This window comes from Rhizobacter sp. P2_G4 (assembly GCF_056403575.1).
On sequence record NZ_JBFUFG010000003.1, the window covers coordinates 31,279 to 45,618 of the forward strand.

At 68.0% G+C, this 14,340-nt stretch carries 11 protein-coding genes and 1 tRNA gene; 1 reads left to right on the forward strand and 11 read right to left on the reverse strand.

Going from position 1 to position 14,340, the window contains the following annotated elements:
* Window positions 1-46: 46 nt before the first annotated feature.
* The gene (locus AC1DYS_RS13070) at window positions 47-2,308 is read left to right on the forward strand and encodes a helicase-related protein (protein ID WP_477899713.1); all 2,262 of its coding nucleotides are present in this window, start codon (window positions 47-49) and stop codon (window positions 2,306-2,308) included.
* 64 nt (window positions 2,309-2,372) lie between these two features.
* On the opposite strand, the gene AC1DYS_RS13075 is transcribed toward AC1DYS_RS13070, so the two are convergent.
* The 11 genes from AC1DYS_RS13075 to fdhE all read right to left on the reverse strand — a co-directional run bounded on the left by AC1DYS_RS13075 (window position 2,373) and on the right by fdhE (window position 14,318).
* A complete protein-coding gene (locus AC1DYS_RS13075; protein ID WP_477899715.1) occupies window positions 2,373-3,248 on the reverse strand; it encodes a peptidylprolyl isomerase in 876 nt (291 codons plus the stop codon).
* 103 nt (window positions 3,249-3,351) lie between these two features.
* Complete coding sequence (locus tag AC1DYS_RS13080) at window positions 3,352-4,530, reverse strand: ATP-binding protein (RefSeq protein WP_477899717.1); 1,179 nt, start codon at window positions 4,528-4,530, stop codon at window positions 3,352-3,354.
* An 81-nt stretch (window positions 4,531-4,611) separates the two neighbouring features.
* Window positions 4,612-5,541, reverse strand: a complete 930-nt coding sequence (locus AC1DYS_RS13085) for a sigma-70 family RNA polymerase sigma factor (protein WP_477899719.1) — start codon at window positions 5,539-5,541, stop codon at window positions 4,612-4,614.
* Window positions 5,538-6,296, reverse strand: coding sequence for an SDR family oxidoreductase (locus AC1DYS_RS13090; protein ID WP_477899721.1), 759 nt, complete (start codon window positions 6,294-6,296; stop codon window positions 5,538-5,540). The genes AC1DYS_RS13085 and AC1DYS_RS13090 overlap by 4 nt, the downstream gene beginning before the upstream one ends.
* Before the next feature lie 71 nt (window positions 6,297-6,367).
* Window positions 6,368-6,463: transfer RNA gene (locus AC1DYS_RS13095), tRNA-Sec, on the reverse strand.
* An 8-nt stretch (window positions 6,464-6,471) separates the two neighbouring features.
* Window positions 6,472-8,382, reverse strand: coding sequence for a selenocysteine-specific translation elongation factor (selB, locus tag AC1DYS_RS13100; RefSeq protein ID WP_477899723.1), 1,911 nt, complete (start codon window positions 8,380-8,382; stop codon window positions 6,472-6,474).
* Between the two features lie 29 nt (window positions 8,383-8,411).
* Window positions 8,412-9,635: a ferritin-like domain-containing protein gene (locus AC1DYS_RS13105; RefSeq protein WP_477899725.1), complete on the reverse strand. Its 1,224-nt coding sequence runs from the start codon at window positions 9,633-9,635 to the stop codon at window positions 8,412-8,414.
* Window positions 9,598-10,458, reverse strand: coding sequence for a phosphate/phosphite/phosphonate ABC transporter substrate-binding protein (locus AC1DYS_RS13110; RefSeq protein WP_477899727.1), 861 nt, complete (start codon window positions 10,456-10,458; stop codon window positions 9,598-9,600). Before AC1DYS_RS13110 ends, AC1DYS_RS13105 begins: the two co-directional genes overlap by 38 nt.
* A 189-nt stretch (window positions 10,459-10,647) precedes the next feature.
* A complete protein-coding gene (locus AC1DYS_RS13115) occupies window positions 10,648-11,763 on the reverse strand; it encodes an acyl-CoA dehydrogenase family protein (RefSeq protein ID WP_477899729.1) in 1,116 nt (371 codons plus the stop codon).
* 42 nt (window positions 11,764-11,805) lie between these two features.
* Window positions 11,806-13,281, reverse strand: a complete 1,476-nt coding sequence (selA, locus tag AC1DYS_RS13120; protein WP_477899731.1) for an L-seryl-tRNA(Sec) selenium transferase — start codon at window positions 13,279-13,281, stop codon at window positions 11,806-11,808.
* Window positions 13,281-14,318, reverse strand: a complete 1,038-nt coding sequence (fdhE, locus tag AC1DYS_RS13125; RefSeq protein WP_477899733.1) for a formate dehydrogenase accessory protein FdhE — start codon at window positions 14,316-14,318, stop codon at window positions 13,281-13,283. The genes selA and fdhE overlap by 1 nt, the downstream gene beginning before the upstream one ends.
* Between the last annotated feature and the right edge of the window lie 22 nt (window positions 14,319-14,340).

The window sequence follows — 14,340 nt, forward strand, 5'->3', positions numbered from 1 at the left end:
ATGCCATGCCCGGCCGCCCGATGCGCCGGGGCGGTTAGAGTCCCCTATGCCCCTGAACACGACAAAGAGCACGGCCCACAGCCTGCCTGAGACCCTGAACCTGCCCAATCCCCGCCATGCCAAGCGGGTGCCGCCCCACATCGACAAGGAGCAGTTCGCCCGCATCCGCCAAGCGGCGTACGTGCTGCCACAGGTGGTGAAGCCGGGCGACTACATCGCCGAGCGCACGGCCGGCTTCGAAGAACACCTCGACAAGCTGGGCCTGATCCTGCTGCAGAAGGCGGTGGCCGGCGCCCGCCCCAGCCGTTGGATCGCCCCGGATCTGCTGGACAGCGCCGTGGCCCATCTCGACGCCCTGGGCACCGGCCCCACCGTGCGGCCGCTGATGCTCGAGCGCGGTGCCGCGCTCGAGGCTCTGGGTGTGTCGCGCGATGCGGGTGTCTGGACGCGACTGATCAGCCACAACCTGCAGCTGGCAGAGCCCGGCTGGCGCGTGCCGGTGCTGTTCCGCGTGCCGGTCGACGCCGCGCCGGTCTGGGCCTTCTACCGCACGGGCGACAAGGCCGCGCTGCTCGCCGCACTGGGTTCGCCACCCGAATACCCGCACGCCGCCGAGCTGGTGGCGCACCTGAACGCGCTGGTGGCCCGCAGCCGCGCCCATAAGCCGCGGCACATCGAGTCGCTGCTGCCGCGTCTGCAATCGGAATGCGCCACGCCCAGCACAGCGGCCGATTTCACCGAGCTGAAGGCCGCCTGCACACGCGCGCAAGACCGCTGGGAACACCGCGTCACCGAACTCGAGACGCTGGAGGGCCTGAACAGCGAGCTGGCCTTCCAGGGCTACCCCGACACCTTCGAGAAGGCGCGGCGCCTGCAGCGCACCGTGACGCTCTACGTCGGCCCGCCCAACAGCGGCAAGACGCATGCGGCCTTCGAGCGGCTGGCCCAGGCGCACGACGGCGCCTACCTGGCTCCGTTGCGCCTGCTTGCACTCGAAGGGCGCGACCGCCTGGTCGGCCGTGGCGTGGCCTGCTCGTTGCTCACCGGCGAAGAGAACGTGCCGGCCGACAACGCGCGCGTGGTGTCGAGCACCATCGAGATGGTCGCCACCAACAAGCCGATCGACGTGGCGGTGATCGACGAAGCGCAGATGATCTTCGACCCGTACCGCGGCTGGGCCTGGACGCAGGCGATCGTCGCGGTGCCGGCCAACGAGGTGATCATCATCTGCTCGGCCTATGCCGTGCCGGCGATCGAGAACCTGCTGGGCCTGTGCGGCGAGCGCTGCGAGGTGCGGCACTTCGAGCGCAAGCAGCACGTGCAGCTTCTGCCGCACCCGGTGCCGATCTCGCAGCTGAAGCTCGGTGACGCGGTGGTGGCCTTCAGCCGGCGCGACGTGCTGATGCTGCGCGACCAGATCGCTGCCAACGGCCACCCGGTATCGGTGATCTACGGTGCCTTGCCGCCCGAAGTGCGGCGCCGCGAGGCCGAGCGCTTCGCCACCGGCGAGTCGCACGTGCTGGTGGCTACCGACGCCATCGGCATGGGCCTGAACCTGCCGATCCAGCGCGTGCTGTTCAGCACCATGACCAAGTTCGACGGCCAGGCCGACCGCACGCTGAACGAATCCGAAGTGCACCAGATCGCCGGACGCGCAGGGCGCTTCGGCATGCACGACGAAGGCTTCGTCGGTGTGCTGAAAGAGGCCGAGCCCTCGGCCGCGCGCGTGCTGAAAGAGCTGCTGCCGAAGGCGCCGCGCGCACCGCGCGATTTCAAGGCGCCAGTGGCGCCCAACGGCTGGCATGTGGACACGATCTCGTCGCGCCTGCACAAGACGGCGCTGCGCGAGGTGCTGGGCGTGTTCATGGAGCAGTTGAAGCTTGACGACGCGCACTTCGCGGTGGCCGAGCTGGAGCAGATGCTCGAACTGGCCGAGCAGCTCGACAAGAGCGCCGCGCGGCTCACGCTGAAAGAGCGTTTCATCTACGCCCAGGCACCGGTCGACACGCGCACCGAGTCACAGGTACAGGAGTATTTGGACTGGAGCAGCAGCCACGCGCTCACCGGCAAGGCCGGCAAGCCGTGGTTCCTGGATGCGGTGGACAGCCACAGCCGCCTCGACCGCATGGAGCAGGCGCTGCGGTCTTGCACGCTCTGGCTGTGGCTGGACCTGCGCTTTCCCGGGGTCTACGGCCACGTGGAAGAGGTCGTTGCGCTGCGCAGCCTGCTCAACGACGGCATCGAGCGCCAGCTGAAGGGCAAGCGCCCTCTGGCGCAGGTCAGAACGGGGATGAGGCGGCGCCACTGAGCGGGCCGCTCAGCGCCCGATAGAACGCTGCGGAGGGCGGCAGTGCCACCCTCCGCCAACGCCATTACTTGCTGGCCGGCGAGGCGGCAGCAGCCGGTGCGGAGGCCGCGCCACCCACCACTTCGATCTTCGCGGCAGCCTTCAGGGTGTCGAGCTGCTTCTTCACGTTCTGCTGCATCAGCTGCTGGCTGAGTTGCGGCTTCACGGCTTCCATCGGAGGCGCTTGCACCGCACGCGAGTCTTCGAGCAGGATGACGTGGTAGCCGAACTGGGTCTTCACCGGCTCTTCGGTGAACTTGCCTTTTTCGAGCTTGCTCAGCGCCGCGCTGAACTCCGGCACCATGCGTTGCGGGTCGAACCAGCCCAGGTCACCGCCGCTCGGCTTGGAGCCTGCATCCTTCGACTTCTCCTTGGCGAGCTTCTCGAAGGCCGCTGGCGTCTTCTTGAGCGTGGCGATGATGGCCTTGGCCTCGGCTTCCTGTTCCACCAGGATGTGCCGAGCCTTGTACTCGGTGCCGGCCGTCGTCGACTTGATCCGCTCGTACTCGGCCTTCAGCATGTCGTCGGTGACCGGGTTCTTCTTGACGTAGTCCTCGACGTAGGCATTGGCCAGGGCCGACAGCCGGATCGCTTCCATCTGGTTGACGAACTCAGGCGTCTTGTCGAGGCCTTGCTTGGCGGCTTCTTGCGCCACCACCGTCTGCAGCACCAGGCTGTCGACGATGGCCTGGCGCGACTCCGGCGTGGCCGGGCGGCCTGACCCGTCGCGCTGCTTGGCGACCAGATCGATCGTGCCGTCTGTGATCGCAGCGCCGTTCACCGTGACCTCCGTCTTGCCGGTGGGTGCTGCGGCGGCCTTGTCTTTGCCCCCGCCGCAGGCGCTGAGAACAAGCAAGGAAATGGCACTGGCCAGAAGGACGCCGGATTTGACGGTTCGCATGGGTAGATCCTTGGATCGTGTTGAATAACCTCGGAGTATCGCAAGCCGCGATCACCCCGAATCGTCACCGCACGTAACGTGAATTGCACCAGCAAGGGAACGCCTATGGCAGGCGGTCGACCTTGTTCAGTGGTGGGTGAGCGAGACGCCGGACGCAGATGCGCGGCAGCCTGAGTTCGAACCGGGTGCAAGAGTCGTTGGAAGAAACCTCCACCGTGCCGCCATGGGCCGTGGCGATCTCGCGGACGACGTACAGCCCGAGGCCCAGGTTGGCGCCTGCCACTTGTGAGTCGGACGCGCCTTCGACACCATCGGCGCGCGTGAGCGGGTCGAACAGCTTTGGCAGCAAGCTCGGCGAAATCGGATTGCCATCGTTCTCGACGGCAAGCACCACCTCGTCGCTGTGCGTTCCATCGAGATGGACCCGAACCGGCGAGTTGGGAAAGCCGTACTTCAAGGCGTTGAACACCATGTTGGACAAGGCTTGATGCAGGCGCCTGGCATCCCATTCACCGTGGAGATTGCCGTGTGAACTGAGCTCGAGAATCCGCCCTGAACTGATGGCATCAATCTCCTGCAAGGTGTTCTGGGCGAACTTGTCGAGCTGAAGAGGCGCTGGATCGATGGGCAGGCCCGAGCCAAGCCGGTGACGCGAATACTCTACCAAGTCATCGAGAAGCGCCTTCATCTGCCCGACGCTGCGTTGCACCACGGCCAGCTGGCGCGCATCCTCCGGGCGCGTGCGCAGGGCCAGGGCGGCATAGCCTGAAATCGTGGCGAGCGGCCCCCGAAGGTCATGGCCCAGCATGCCGAGGAACAGATCGCGCGTTCGGTTCACTTCCGTGACGAACACACTCAAGGATTCGGCCATGGCCTGGTCGACGGCCTCGTTGAAGCGGGTGACGTCGTCGAGGTCCTGAACCTGCACGTCGCTCGACGAAGCGCTCCAGAGCCGCAAGACCGTGGCGCGCAGGGCCCGGTACTCGGCCACCATTTGCTCCACCTCGAACCCCTGGCGCTCGCGCTGGCGGGCATGGCTGCGCGACGGGACGCTTCTCAGGGCGGGCGCTGCGTCGCTCTGGCCTTCGGATTTCGCCTGCCGCTCGTCGTCGTCTTGCGGTCGGCGCATGTCTGCAGAAATCTCTTGCAGGATCAGCCTGCCGTGGTCGAGCAGGGCGACCTCGTCCATGTCGGCGGCGGCGGGCATCTGGTTGCGCGCAAACGCAACCCAGTCCAGCAAGATTGCATCGAGATTGGCATTGATGAAGCTGGACAGGCGCATCCGTCATTCTGCGCCCCAATGTGGAGTCGCGCCCGGTAGCGGCAAAACTTGCATGCTGCCGACGCCGAAGGCGGCACTGTTTCAGCAGGTGCCGTCTGCGGACGCGGCGTCCGCTGCGATCGTCAGCTCTGCATCGGCGGCAACGTAGCGAACATGGCGGTAGTCGTGGATGTAGCTGACGCGGTCGTCGCGCCATTCGAGCCACATGAGGTAGCTGGGTTTGGGATCGGCGCGGTCATCGAAGACCGCGATCACCTCGCGGCCCTCCAGCCAGGCGGGGGCGAGCCGCACGGCATCGCTCCTGGCGTAGATGGTGAAGAACATGCCGACATCTGCCTTGCCGGAGCGAAGCGGGTACGACAATTGGTTGAGCTTCACGTCGTCGGCGAGCAGTGCGCGCAGGCCATCCCAATCGCGCTGGTTGAAGAGCGCCACATAGCGCAGCACGGCCGCAGAGGCCGTCGATGCGGCGGGGAGTGCAATCGCTGTGGCGTTGATCTCGCGCAGGCGCGCACGGCCGCGGGCCAGGTGGCCTTTGACCGCATCGACCGTGAGATCGAGCAGCGCAGCAATCTCCGTCAGCGACTCGTCGAGCACGTCTTTCAGGATGACGACGCTGCGCTGCAGAACGGGCAGTTCGGCAAAGCGCGACACCGCTGTCTTGACCGCTTGTTGGCGCATCAGCATCTCCACAGGATCAGGGTGGGTCGGGTCAGCGACGTCTGCAGCGGACTCCATCGAATCGGTTTGCCGGAGCACCCGGCCGCGCAGCAGATCGAGGGCGCGGTTGTGGGCGATGCGAAACAGCCAGGGCCGAAGCGGCGTGGCCTCGTCCAGCGATGGCAAAGCTCCGAGCGCGCGCACGAGAGTGTCTTGCACCACGTCTTCGCCCTCGATGACAGAGCCCATGAGACGCGCGCAGTAGCGGTGCAACTCGGGTCGCAGCTCTGCGGCCACGGCCACAAGCTGGGCCTGGCGCTCATCGTTCGATGGGGTCTGCGTTGCGCTCAAGCGGTCGCTTCCTCGAGAACGGTGATGCCGGTGTCGCCTTTGAGCCCGAAGGCGAAGCCCTTGGCGTATTGGGGGTCGTCCAGCACGGCGACGACTTTCTCGCCAAACATCTGCGGTGGCATCGGCGCACCGAAGCGCGCGAGGAAGGCCTCCGGCGTGATGCCCATGGCGCCCGCATAGGCACGCGCACCGGTGTCGCCAACGCCGGTGCCGCCGATCATCTGCTGCGGCACGATCACCTGGAAGCGAATGCCCAGGCTCTTCTGTTGCGAGATGCCGTTGGCGTACTTGGCCATGAACCACAGCATGCGCTTGGCGCCGGCGTAGCCGCCCGACATCGGCGAGCCGTTCTGCGCGGCACCGCTGGAACCCACCAGCACACGACTGCCGGGCTTGAGCGGCAGGTTCAGCGTTGCCTGCAGCCAATGGAACCCGGCCTTGACGTCGGTTTCCCAGGGCACGGTGAAATCGGCCCAGCTCATCTGGTCCAGTCGCCCCATGCCCGGCTTGGCGCCGGCGTTCAGCACCAGGATGTCTGGCTGTATCTCGGTGAGGATGCGCTGAGCGGCCCACTCGTCTGCCACGTCGGCAGTGAGGGTCGCGACACCGTGATGCGCGCGGACGGATGCGAGCGTGTCGGCGTCTCGCGCCACGACCGTGACCCTGGCGCCCTGCGCGACGAGTGCGCCGACCAATCCCAGGCCCAGGCCGCGGCTTCCGCCGGTCACGACGACGTTCATGTCTTTGAGGCTCATTTGCTCTGCTCCGATGTCCAAGGTATCGCTAAGACGATCGAAGCAGGTAAAAGGAGTCAAGCAGGAGTGAGTGGCGGAGGGGAATGGGAGTCGAACCCACCCGGCGACGCATGGCGCCACCCACCGGGTTTGAAGCCCGGCCGTCCCACCAGGGACGCTTCCCCTCCCGTGTCTGTCAAGGCATTGTGGACGTGAACAGCGAGGTGTCGCTGCGCACCCTGTGCGCTTCGCCGACACGGCGCAGCAGGCCGATGCGGTCGAAGTATTCGAGGATCTGGATGGCCCGTTTGCGGCCGAGGGCGGTGGCGTCGCGGAAGCTGGCTGCCGTCACTTCGCCGTGGGCCTCTGCCGCCACTGCGCGCGCGTGGTCCGCCAAGCGCTGCATCGTGGCGGGCGCGTAGTAGAGATCCTTTACGACCTGGTGCATCTCGCCGCGCTGCGCCAGCCTTGCGAGCGTGGTGCGCATCAGCACCTCGCCTTCGCGTGTGTCGCGCGCCAGGTCACGCACCCAGGTGCCTTCGAAGGTGGCAGCTGCCAGCAGCGGCGCGACCTTCTGGGCCAGTCGCTCGTCCGTTGCAGAAAGCCGCAAGCCATGCTCGGGCAGGTGCACGAACGCACCGTGCACGACGACCACGCCCTCGGCCTGCATGCCGGACAGCAGCGAGCTCCACAGCGGCTGCGCGAGGCGAGGCGCCGCAAGCCGGCGCAGGCGCGCGCTGTCGGGGCCGAGCACGTCTGGGTCACGCGCGTGGAATGCTTGCAGCGCATCGAGCACGGCAGCTTTCACGCTCTCGCGTTGCGTGGTACCCAGCTGCCAGTCGTCCGCAGCCGTTTGCGCCTCGGCCAGAAGCCCTTCGGCCGCAGCCCAGCGGTGCCGCGACAGGCCGTGCGGTGCGGTGTTGAGCAAGGCGGCCCAGCGCTCTGATGCCGTTGGCAGCGACCATGCCGCGAGTTCGGCCAGCCGCTGCGGTGTGCGCCGGTAGCGCATCGGCGCGAACGGATCGAGAACGATGCCGCCGCCGATCGTGCGGCCGGCGGAGTTGTCGCGCAGCACGATGCGCTCGCCGTGCCAGGCACCGACCGGCGCGCGCAACACGAGTTGCACGAACGCTTGCTGACCGGGTGCGAGGCTGTCTGCCGAGGCCGTGCCGCCCAGCACCGCCACCGTGCCCATGGTGTCTGCGGCACCGAGGTGCACGTGCACCGGCGTGCCCGAACGCAGTGGCTTGGCTTCGTCGTGCCACAGCGTGAGCAACGCATCGAGCCGATCCGTGGCGACGCCTGCACCGGCCGTGACCAGCCATTGGCCGCGCGACACCTCGTGCTTGTCCACGCCCGCCAGCGCGACGGCGCAGCGCTGGCCTGCGTGCGCCTGCGTGGCGGCGCGGTTCTGCGTGTGCAGGCTGCGCACACGTGCGCGTCGATGGTTTGTCGATGGGCACACCTCGAGTTCGTCGCCGACCGCGATCTGGCCTGCGTGCACTGTGCCCGTCACCACGGTGCCGACACCGTCGAGCGTGAACGCACGGTCGATCGCCAGCCGGAATGCTTCGCCCGCCGTTTCGCGCACGGCCGTGTCGCGTGCGGCAGCGAACAGCAGCTCTCGCAACGCAGCCAGTCCGTCGCCAGTGTGGGCCGAGACGGGCAGCACGGGCACGTCGGCGAGCGGGCTGCGTGCGAGCAAGGCGGTGACCTCGGCCTGCACTTGTGCGATGCGCACTGCATCCACGCGATCGCACTTGGTGATCGCGACCGCGCCGCGCGTCAGGCCGAGCAGCGAGAGCACGGCCAGGTGCTCGCGCGTCTGCGGCATCACACCGTCGTCGGCGGCTACCAGCAGCAGGGCGAAGTCGATGCCGGTGGCGCCGGCGAGCATCGTGTGCACCAGGCGCTCGTGGCCGGGCACGTCGATGAAGCCAATGCGCTGCTGGCTGTCAGCCCCGGGAACATCGAGGAATGCATAACCGAGTTCGATCGAGATGCCGCGCGCTTTCTCTTCCGGCAAGCGATCGGTGTCGACCCCGGTGAGCGCGCGCACCAGCGTGGTCTTGCCGTGGTCGATGTGGCCTGCGGTGCCGACGATCATGTTCCAACGATCATGTTGCGATGCCCGGCCTACATGAAGTTGCGCGTGTGCAGATCGGCCAGGCGCTCGGCCTCGGCGCGATCGAAGCCGAGACGGCTCAGCCGGGCACGCCGGCCCGCGGCCATGTCGAGCTTGAGCTGCTGCACGGCCGCATGGCCACGCGCCACGGCCGACGGAGTCAACTCGCCGCCGGCCAGCAGCACCAGCGCGTCGAACACCTCCTCGTTCAGCCCGGCAGTGTTGGCGAGCGCGTCGAAGCGCTGCTCGATGGCGTTGCGAAGCCTCACCTGGTAGTCCGGCTCCACCAACAGCCGGTATTCGAGGTGGGCCATGCCGAAGGCCACGTGGCGCGCCTCGTCGCGGGCGGCCAGCCGCGCGATCTGGCGGGTCACCGGGTCGGGTGCGTACTCATGCAAGAAGTTCAGCAGATTGACGAAGCTGCCTTCGCCCAACACCGAGAGCAAGAAGGTGGCGACCGAGAAATCGGGCGCATCGAACAGCGTGCGCAAGGATTCCTGGCCACCCGCGGTGGACAGTGCCTTGAGCGGACCGCGAAGCGTCGCACGCCGCGTGAACACCTCGACGTGTCGCGCTTCATCGGCGCACTGCACGGCGAGCAACTGCAGCACCTCGCGGTAGTGCGGGTGGATCTGCCCGAGGTGGCGCGCGGGCACCAGCAGTGCGGCATTCTCGTTCTCGATCAAGTAGGCCATCACCTGCACGACGGCGGCTTCGACCTCGGGCGCCAGCTCGAAAGGCAGTTGCCAATCGATCGCGGTGGCCGGGTCCCACTGCGCGGCTGTGGCCTGCGCATACAGATCGGCGGCGGTCGCTGCCCACAGCTCGTGCCGGCGGCGCAAGGCGAACGCGAAGGGTGGGCTGCCGGCTTCCACTGTGGCGCCCCGGGCTGCGAGGCCCCAGCCCGGCAGCGCTTCGGCCGCAATGCCGTCTGCGTCATCGGCGTTGTCTGCACTGCCTGCCATGCTCGCGCTGCGCCAGCGGCCAAGGGCCGAGCCGCCGCGTTTCACGCACGCCTGCACCGTGCCGTCATCGCCAGCTTCGAAGCTCACGGAATGGCCTTGTGCGCGGCACCATGCAACGAGGTGCATGTCCCACGCAGGCGCGGTGCCTCGCACGCGCAGCACCGCCCCGTCGGGCAAGGCCACGAGCGCACGACGGATCAGGAGCAGGGCGCCCTGGTCCAGCCCGAGCGATTCAATATCGATAGTCGGAGGCAAGGATGCGGCCGTCATGGCTGTAGAAGTGTTCGTCGTCGACGGCACGTTCGAGCAGCGCGTAGCCGCTGGTGCGGCCGACGCGCCACTCGCGCAGGCCCTCGAGCTCAAGCAGCGGCCGCACCTGCGGGTCGTCCCAGCGCATCGCCATCAGCAGCGCGGTGAAGCGATCGATCAAGGCCGCAGGTGCGCCCGGGCTGGTGGTGAAGTTGCAATGGTCGTAGGGCGCAGTGCGCGCGACGATGCGCGTGCTGCCGGCGGGCAGCGTGCCGTCGAGGCCGAACGCGAGGTGGTTGCCGTCGATCAGGCAGCAGGCGTCGACCTCACCGGCGAGCAGGGCCACGGCGGCAGCGCGTTCGCCCCCGATGTGGTCGCCGTGTTTGCCGCCGAGCACGTCGAAGCGGCGCAGCTTGAAATCGCGTTCGGCCACCAGGCCTTGCTCGCGCAGGTGGCCGAGCGGGATGAGCGTTGCCTGCGGCGAATCGATGGCGCCGCTGCCGAGCGTCTTGCCGCGCAGATCGGCGGCGGTCTGCAGCTTGCTGTCGGCCCGCACGACGATCACCGAATGCAGGTCGCAATCGGTGTCGCGCATGGCCACGGCCTGCACGCTCTGGCCCTTGGCGCGCGCCATGCGATCGGCGCGCACCCACGCCAGCGGCGAGTTCCAGGCGAGGTGGATCGACCCGTCGAACTGCGCCTCGACTTGGCGCTCGTAGTTGGAATAGAGCACGTAGTCGAACGCCAGCCCGTGCTGCGCGAAGAAGGCCTTGAAGCCTTCCCAGATGGTGACGACCTTGGGCGCGTAGGCCACCGCTCCCATCATCAATGTCGGTTCGGTCATGACTGCCCCTCGTCCGCCGAGTACGTCGTCCGATCCCCCGAGGGGAACGCAGGCCGCGGCTCCATGCCCGCCTGCGCGGGCATGGACGGCCGGAGTGCGAGCCGCGTCTCGCGGCTCGCGCGGGCCGGCTTGGGAGCGGCCCGGCGCCCGGCCCGCTTCCGGCTTGACACGGTTCTCATCAGGCGCTCCTCAGAACAGCGGCAGGCCGGTGATGGCCTTGCCGATGAAGTCGTAGAGCACGTCGGAGGTGGGTGCCATCACGCTCGATGCGCGCGCATCGCGGAACAGTCGCTCTACACCAGCCTCCTTGCGGAAGGCGGCGCCGCCGCAGACGCGCATGGCCGTGTCGGTGACCTCCAGCGCCGACTCGGCGGCGGCGGCCTTCACTTCGAGCACCCGCAGCATGGTGTCGGCGCGGCTGGTGGTGATGGCGGTGAGCGTGTCGTCGAGCAGTGCCTGCGTCATGTCGGTCTGGATGCGCGCGCGGGCCAGGTAGGCGCGGATCGTCGGCAGGTCGGCGAGCGAGGTGCCGAGGTGCAGGTGACGCGTGCCACCTACGTGGCCGATCGCGCGCGACAAGGCGCCTTCCATCAACCCGACCGAGCACGATGCGCTGAGCACCGAGAACCAGGGCAGCACCGCGCCCATCATGGTGTCGAAGCCCTTGCCGTCTTCGCCGAGGCGCTGGTCGGCGGAGATGCGCACGCCTTTGGCGGTGATCGGCGTGGAGGCGTTGCCGCGCAGGCCCAGGCCGTCGAAGGCGCCGGGCTGGCTCAGGCCGTCTTGCTTGGCGTCGACGAACCACAGCGTGCTGGCCCCTTCAGCAGCCAGCGGCTTGCTCGACCAGACGTAGCTGTCGGCCTCGAAGGCCGAGGTGACCCAGCTCTTGCGTGCGTCGAGCAGCACGCTGCTCCCCTCGGCGCGCGCCGTGCCGGTGGGTGCCCAGAAGTGGCTGCGCGAGTCCGCTTCAGAGAACGCGAGCGTGCTCAGGTGCTTGCCTTGCGCGATGGCCTGGCGCACCGGCTCCTTGCCGGCCTGCTCGATGACGGCGGTCGCGCAGTAGTGCATGCAGACGATCATGGCCGTCGACGGACACGACTGTGCAACGCGCGACACCACCTGGCTGGCCTCGCGCAGGCCGAGGCCGAGACCACCGACCGACGTGGCCGACACCAGGCCCAAGAGCCCGGCCTCGCCCAGCGCCGAGATCGTCTCTCGTGGAAAGCGGGCTTCGCTGTCGGTGCGCAGCGCGAGCGGCTCCACGGTGTCGGTGACGATCCGGGCGAGGGCGTCGAGATGGTTCAATCGTTTCTCCTTGAGTTGACGTGACGGGGACTGGTTTCGCGATCAGCTCAGCAGCGCTCGAAGCGCGGGCAGCTGGCTGGTGAATGAGGTGCTGTCTTCGAGACAGCGAAGGTCGAGCAGAAGGCGGTCTTCGGCGATGCGGCCGATCACCGGCTGGGGCAATGTGCGCAATGCGCCGGCCAGCGCGTCGAGCGCGGTGCCGGTGCCTTTCTTCGACGTGCCGGCCGGCGCGAGCGCCAGGCCGGCCGAGGGCAAGCGCTCGATCGGCAACGAGCCGGAGCCGATCTGCCCCTGCAGCTCGACGACCTCGGCGGTAAAGCGCGGCGCCACGGCTTCGGCCACGGCCGGCAGCAGTGCATGCGCCTGTGCGCGGATGGCATCGGCGGATCGCGTGAGCAGGCGGAGCGTCGGCAAGTCTTGCCTGAGTCGCTCGGGTCGCAGGTAAAGCATCAGCGTGGCTTCGAGCGCAGCCAGCGGCAGTTTGCTCATGCGCAGCGCGCGCTTCATCGGGTACTTGCGAATGCGATCGACGGCTGCCTTGCTGCCGACGATCAACCCGGCCTGCGGGCCGCCCATCAGCTTGTCGCCGGAGAAGGTGACGATGTCGCAGCCGGCGGCCAGCATCTCCTGCGGCAGCGGCTCGCGCGGCAAGCCGTGGTGCGCCAGGTCGACCAGCGAGCCGCTGCCGAGGTCGGTGGCCAGTGGCACGCCGTGCGCGTGCGCAATGCCAGCAAGCGTGGCCTCGTCGACAGTGGCGGTGAAGCCCTGCACCATGTAGTTGCTGGTGTGCACCTTCATCACGAGTGCAGTGCGCTCGTTGAGCGCCAGCTCGTAATCGCGAGGGTGGGTGCGGTTGGTGGTGCCCACCTCGACCATGTGCGCGCCGGCGCTGGCCATCACGTCGGGCATGCGGAAGGCCCCGCCTATTTCCACCAGCTCGCCGCGCGAGACGATCACTTCGCGCCGGTCGACGTGTTCATGAGCCAGCGCGGCGATGGTCAGCAGCACTGCGGCTGCGTTGTTGTTGACGACGGTCGCCGCCTCGGCACCGGTGAGGGTGCACAGCAGCTCTTCGACGATGCTGTCGCGGTCGCCTCGGCCGCCTGAGGCCAAGTCGTACTCGAGGTTGTTGGGCGCGGCCATGACCTTGAGAAGGTGCTGAAGCGCCGCGTCGGCCAGCACGGCCCGGCCGAGGTTGGTGTGGATGACGGTGCCGGTGAGGTTCAGCACCGGGCGCAGGCGGGGCGCGAGACGGGTATCGACCCGGGCCGCAAGCGCCGCGGCCAGGGTGTCGATCTGCACCTGGCTACGTTCGATGCCGCCCGCCAACACCTGGATGCGCAAGCCGTCGAGCAGCCCACGCGCCTCGCCTGCCACCAAGGTGTGGCCATGGGCCACGAGCAGGCCGCGCACAGCTTCTGTACGCAGCAGCTTGTCGATCGAAGGCAGATCCTGGGGCTGGGCCCTTTCCCTGTCTGACCCCGAACCGTGAACCACGGATTCGTCGGTCGCGGCCATCAGCCGCCTCCGCCGTCGGGTGGGTGCGCCGGGCCGCTCTCGGGCGACGCCTCGTCGGGGTCGCCGAAGAGCAGCATGAGGTTCACGCCGTGGCGCTGGAAGCCGGCTTCGGACACCAGCAGATCCAACGTCACCGAGGCGAGGTCATCGGCCACCGGTTCCACATGGGCATCGCGTTCCATGTGAACGATCTTGAGGTAGTGGCCGCATTCGTCGCAGGTCTCGGCTTCGACCGGCTGCTTGGCGTGGGACGACGCACCTTCGGCAAGTTGCAGCGACTGGTAGTGGATGCCCTTGGTGCTGAGGCAGTGCGAGCACTTGATGCGCACCATGTGCCATTGCGCCGAGCAGAGCGAGCAGTGCAGGTAGCGGTGGCCGGCATCGCCGCCGATGCGCGACACGCTGGCGGTGGGCCGGCTGCCGCAGCAGGGGCACAGGGTCATGTCGTCAGTGCGACCGAAGGGCGCGGGCTGATCGGCAGTGCGAGCCGCTTCGGTGGCCAGCACGAGGTGCGTCCAGTAGGCCTGCAGCGCGGCTGCGATCAAGGGGGCTGCGGCCAGATCGAGCCCGAGCATCACGCCGTTGAGAAGCCGATCGGCCTGTTGCTCGATCCAGTCGTCGTCGAGCTGGGCCGCCGCTTGAAAGGCAAGCACCGGGGCCTGCGCCGGGCTCCCATCCAGGCGGGGAAGCAGCTTGCCGATCAGCTGGCGCAGCCCGTCGCGCCAGACCGGGTCGCGTGTCCACAGCGCAGAAGGCAAAGGCGGCAGGCCGGCACGAGAAGCGGCATCGAGGGCGGCGCGGTCGGGCAGGGCGGCAGTGGGGTACGCCTGCAGCAGCTCGTGCTGCACATGCGTGAGCTCGGCCATGAACAGCAGAAAGTCGCGCATCGAATGGCCGTCGGCACGCTGGCGCAAGCGCATCTCGCGTTCGCCGAACAGCGTGGAGCGCTCGGGCAAGCGCAGGTACGTGACCAGCTGGCCGGCCTGGACGGCAATTTCTTCCGGTGAGAGCAGTCGGCTGGTGGACGTCAGGGCCATCGATGCATCGGTTCGGGTTGCT

Bases quoted from the DNA above. Each gene is read 5' to 3' on its own strand.
- AC1DYS_RS13070 (WP_477899713.1), top strand. From the start codon at position 47: ATGCCCCTGAACACGACAAAGAGCACGGCCCACAGCCTGCCTGAGACC.
- AC1DYS_RS13075 (WP_477899715.1), bottom strand. From the start codon at position 3,248: ATGCGAACCGTCAAATCCGGCGTCCTTCTGGCCAGTGCCATTTCCTTG.
- AC1DYS_RS13080 (WP_477899717.1), bottom strand. From the start codon at position 4,530: ATGCGCCTGTCCAGCTTCATCAATGCCAATCTCGATGCAATCTTGCTG.
- AC1DYS_RS13090 (WP_477899721.1), bottom strand. From the start codon at position 6,296: ATGAGCCTCAAAGACATGAACGTCGTCGTGACCGGCGGAAGCCGCGGC.
- selB (WP_477899723.1), bottom strand. From the start codon at position 8,382: ATGATCGTCGGCACCGCAGGCCACATCGACCACGGCAAGACCACGCTG.
- AC1DYS_RS13105 (WP_477899725.1), bottom strand. From the start codon at position 9,635: ATGACGGCCGCATCCTTGCCTCCGACTATCGATATTGAATCGCTCGGG.
- AC1DYS_RS13110 (WP_477899727.1), bottom strand. From the start codon at position 10,458: ATGACCGAACCGACATTGATGATGGGAGCGGTGGCCTACGCGCCCAAG.
- selA (WP_477899731.1), bottom strand. From the start codon at position 13,281: ATGGCCGCGACCGACGAATCCGTGGTTCACGGTTCGGGGTCAGACAGG.
- fdhE (WP_477899733.1), bottom strand. From the start codon at position 14,318: ATGGCCCTGACGTCCACCAGCCGACTGCTCTCACCGGAAGAAATTGCC.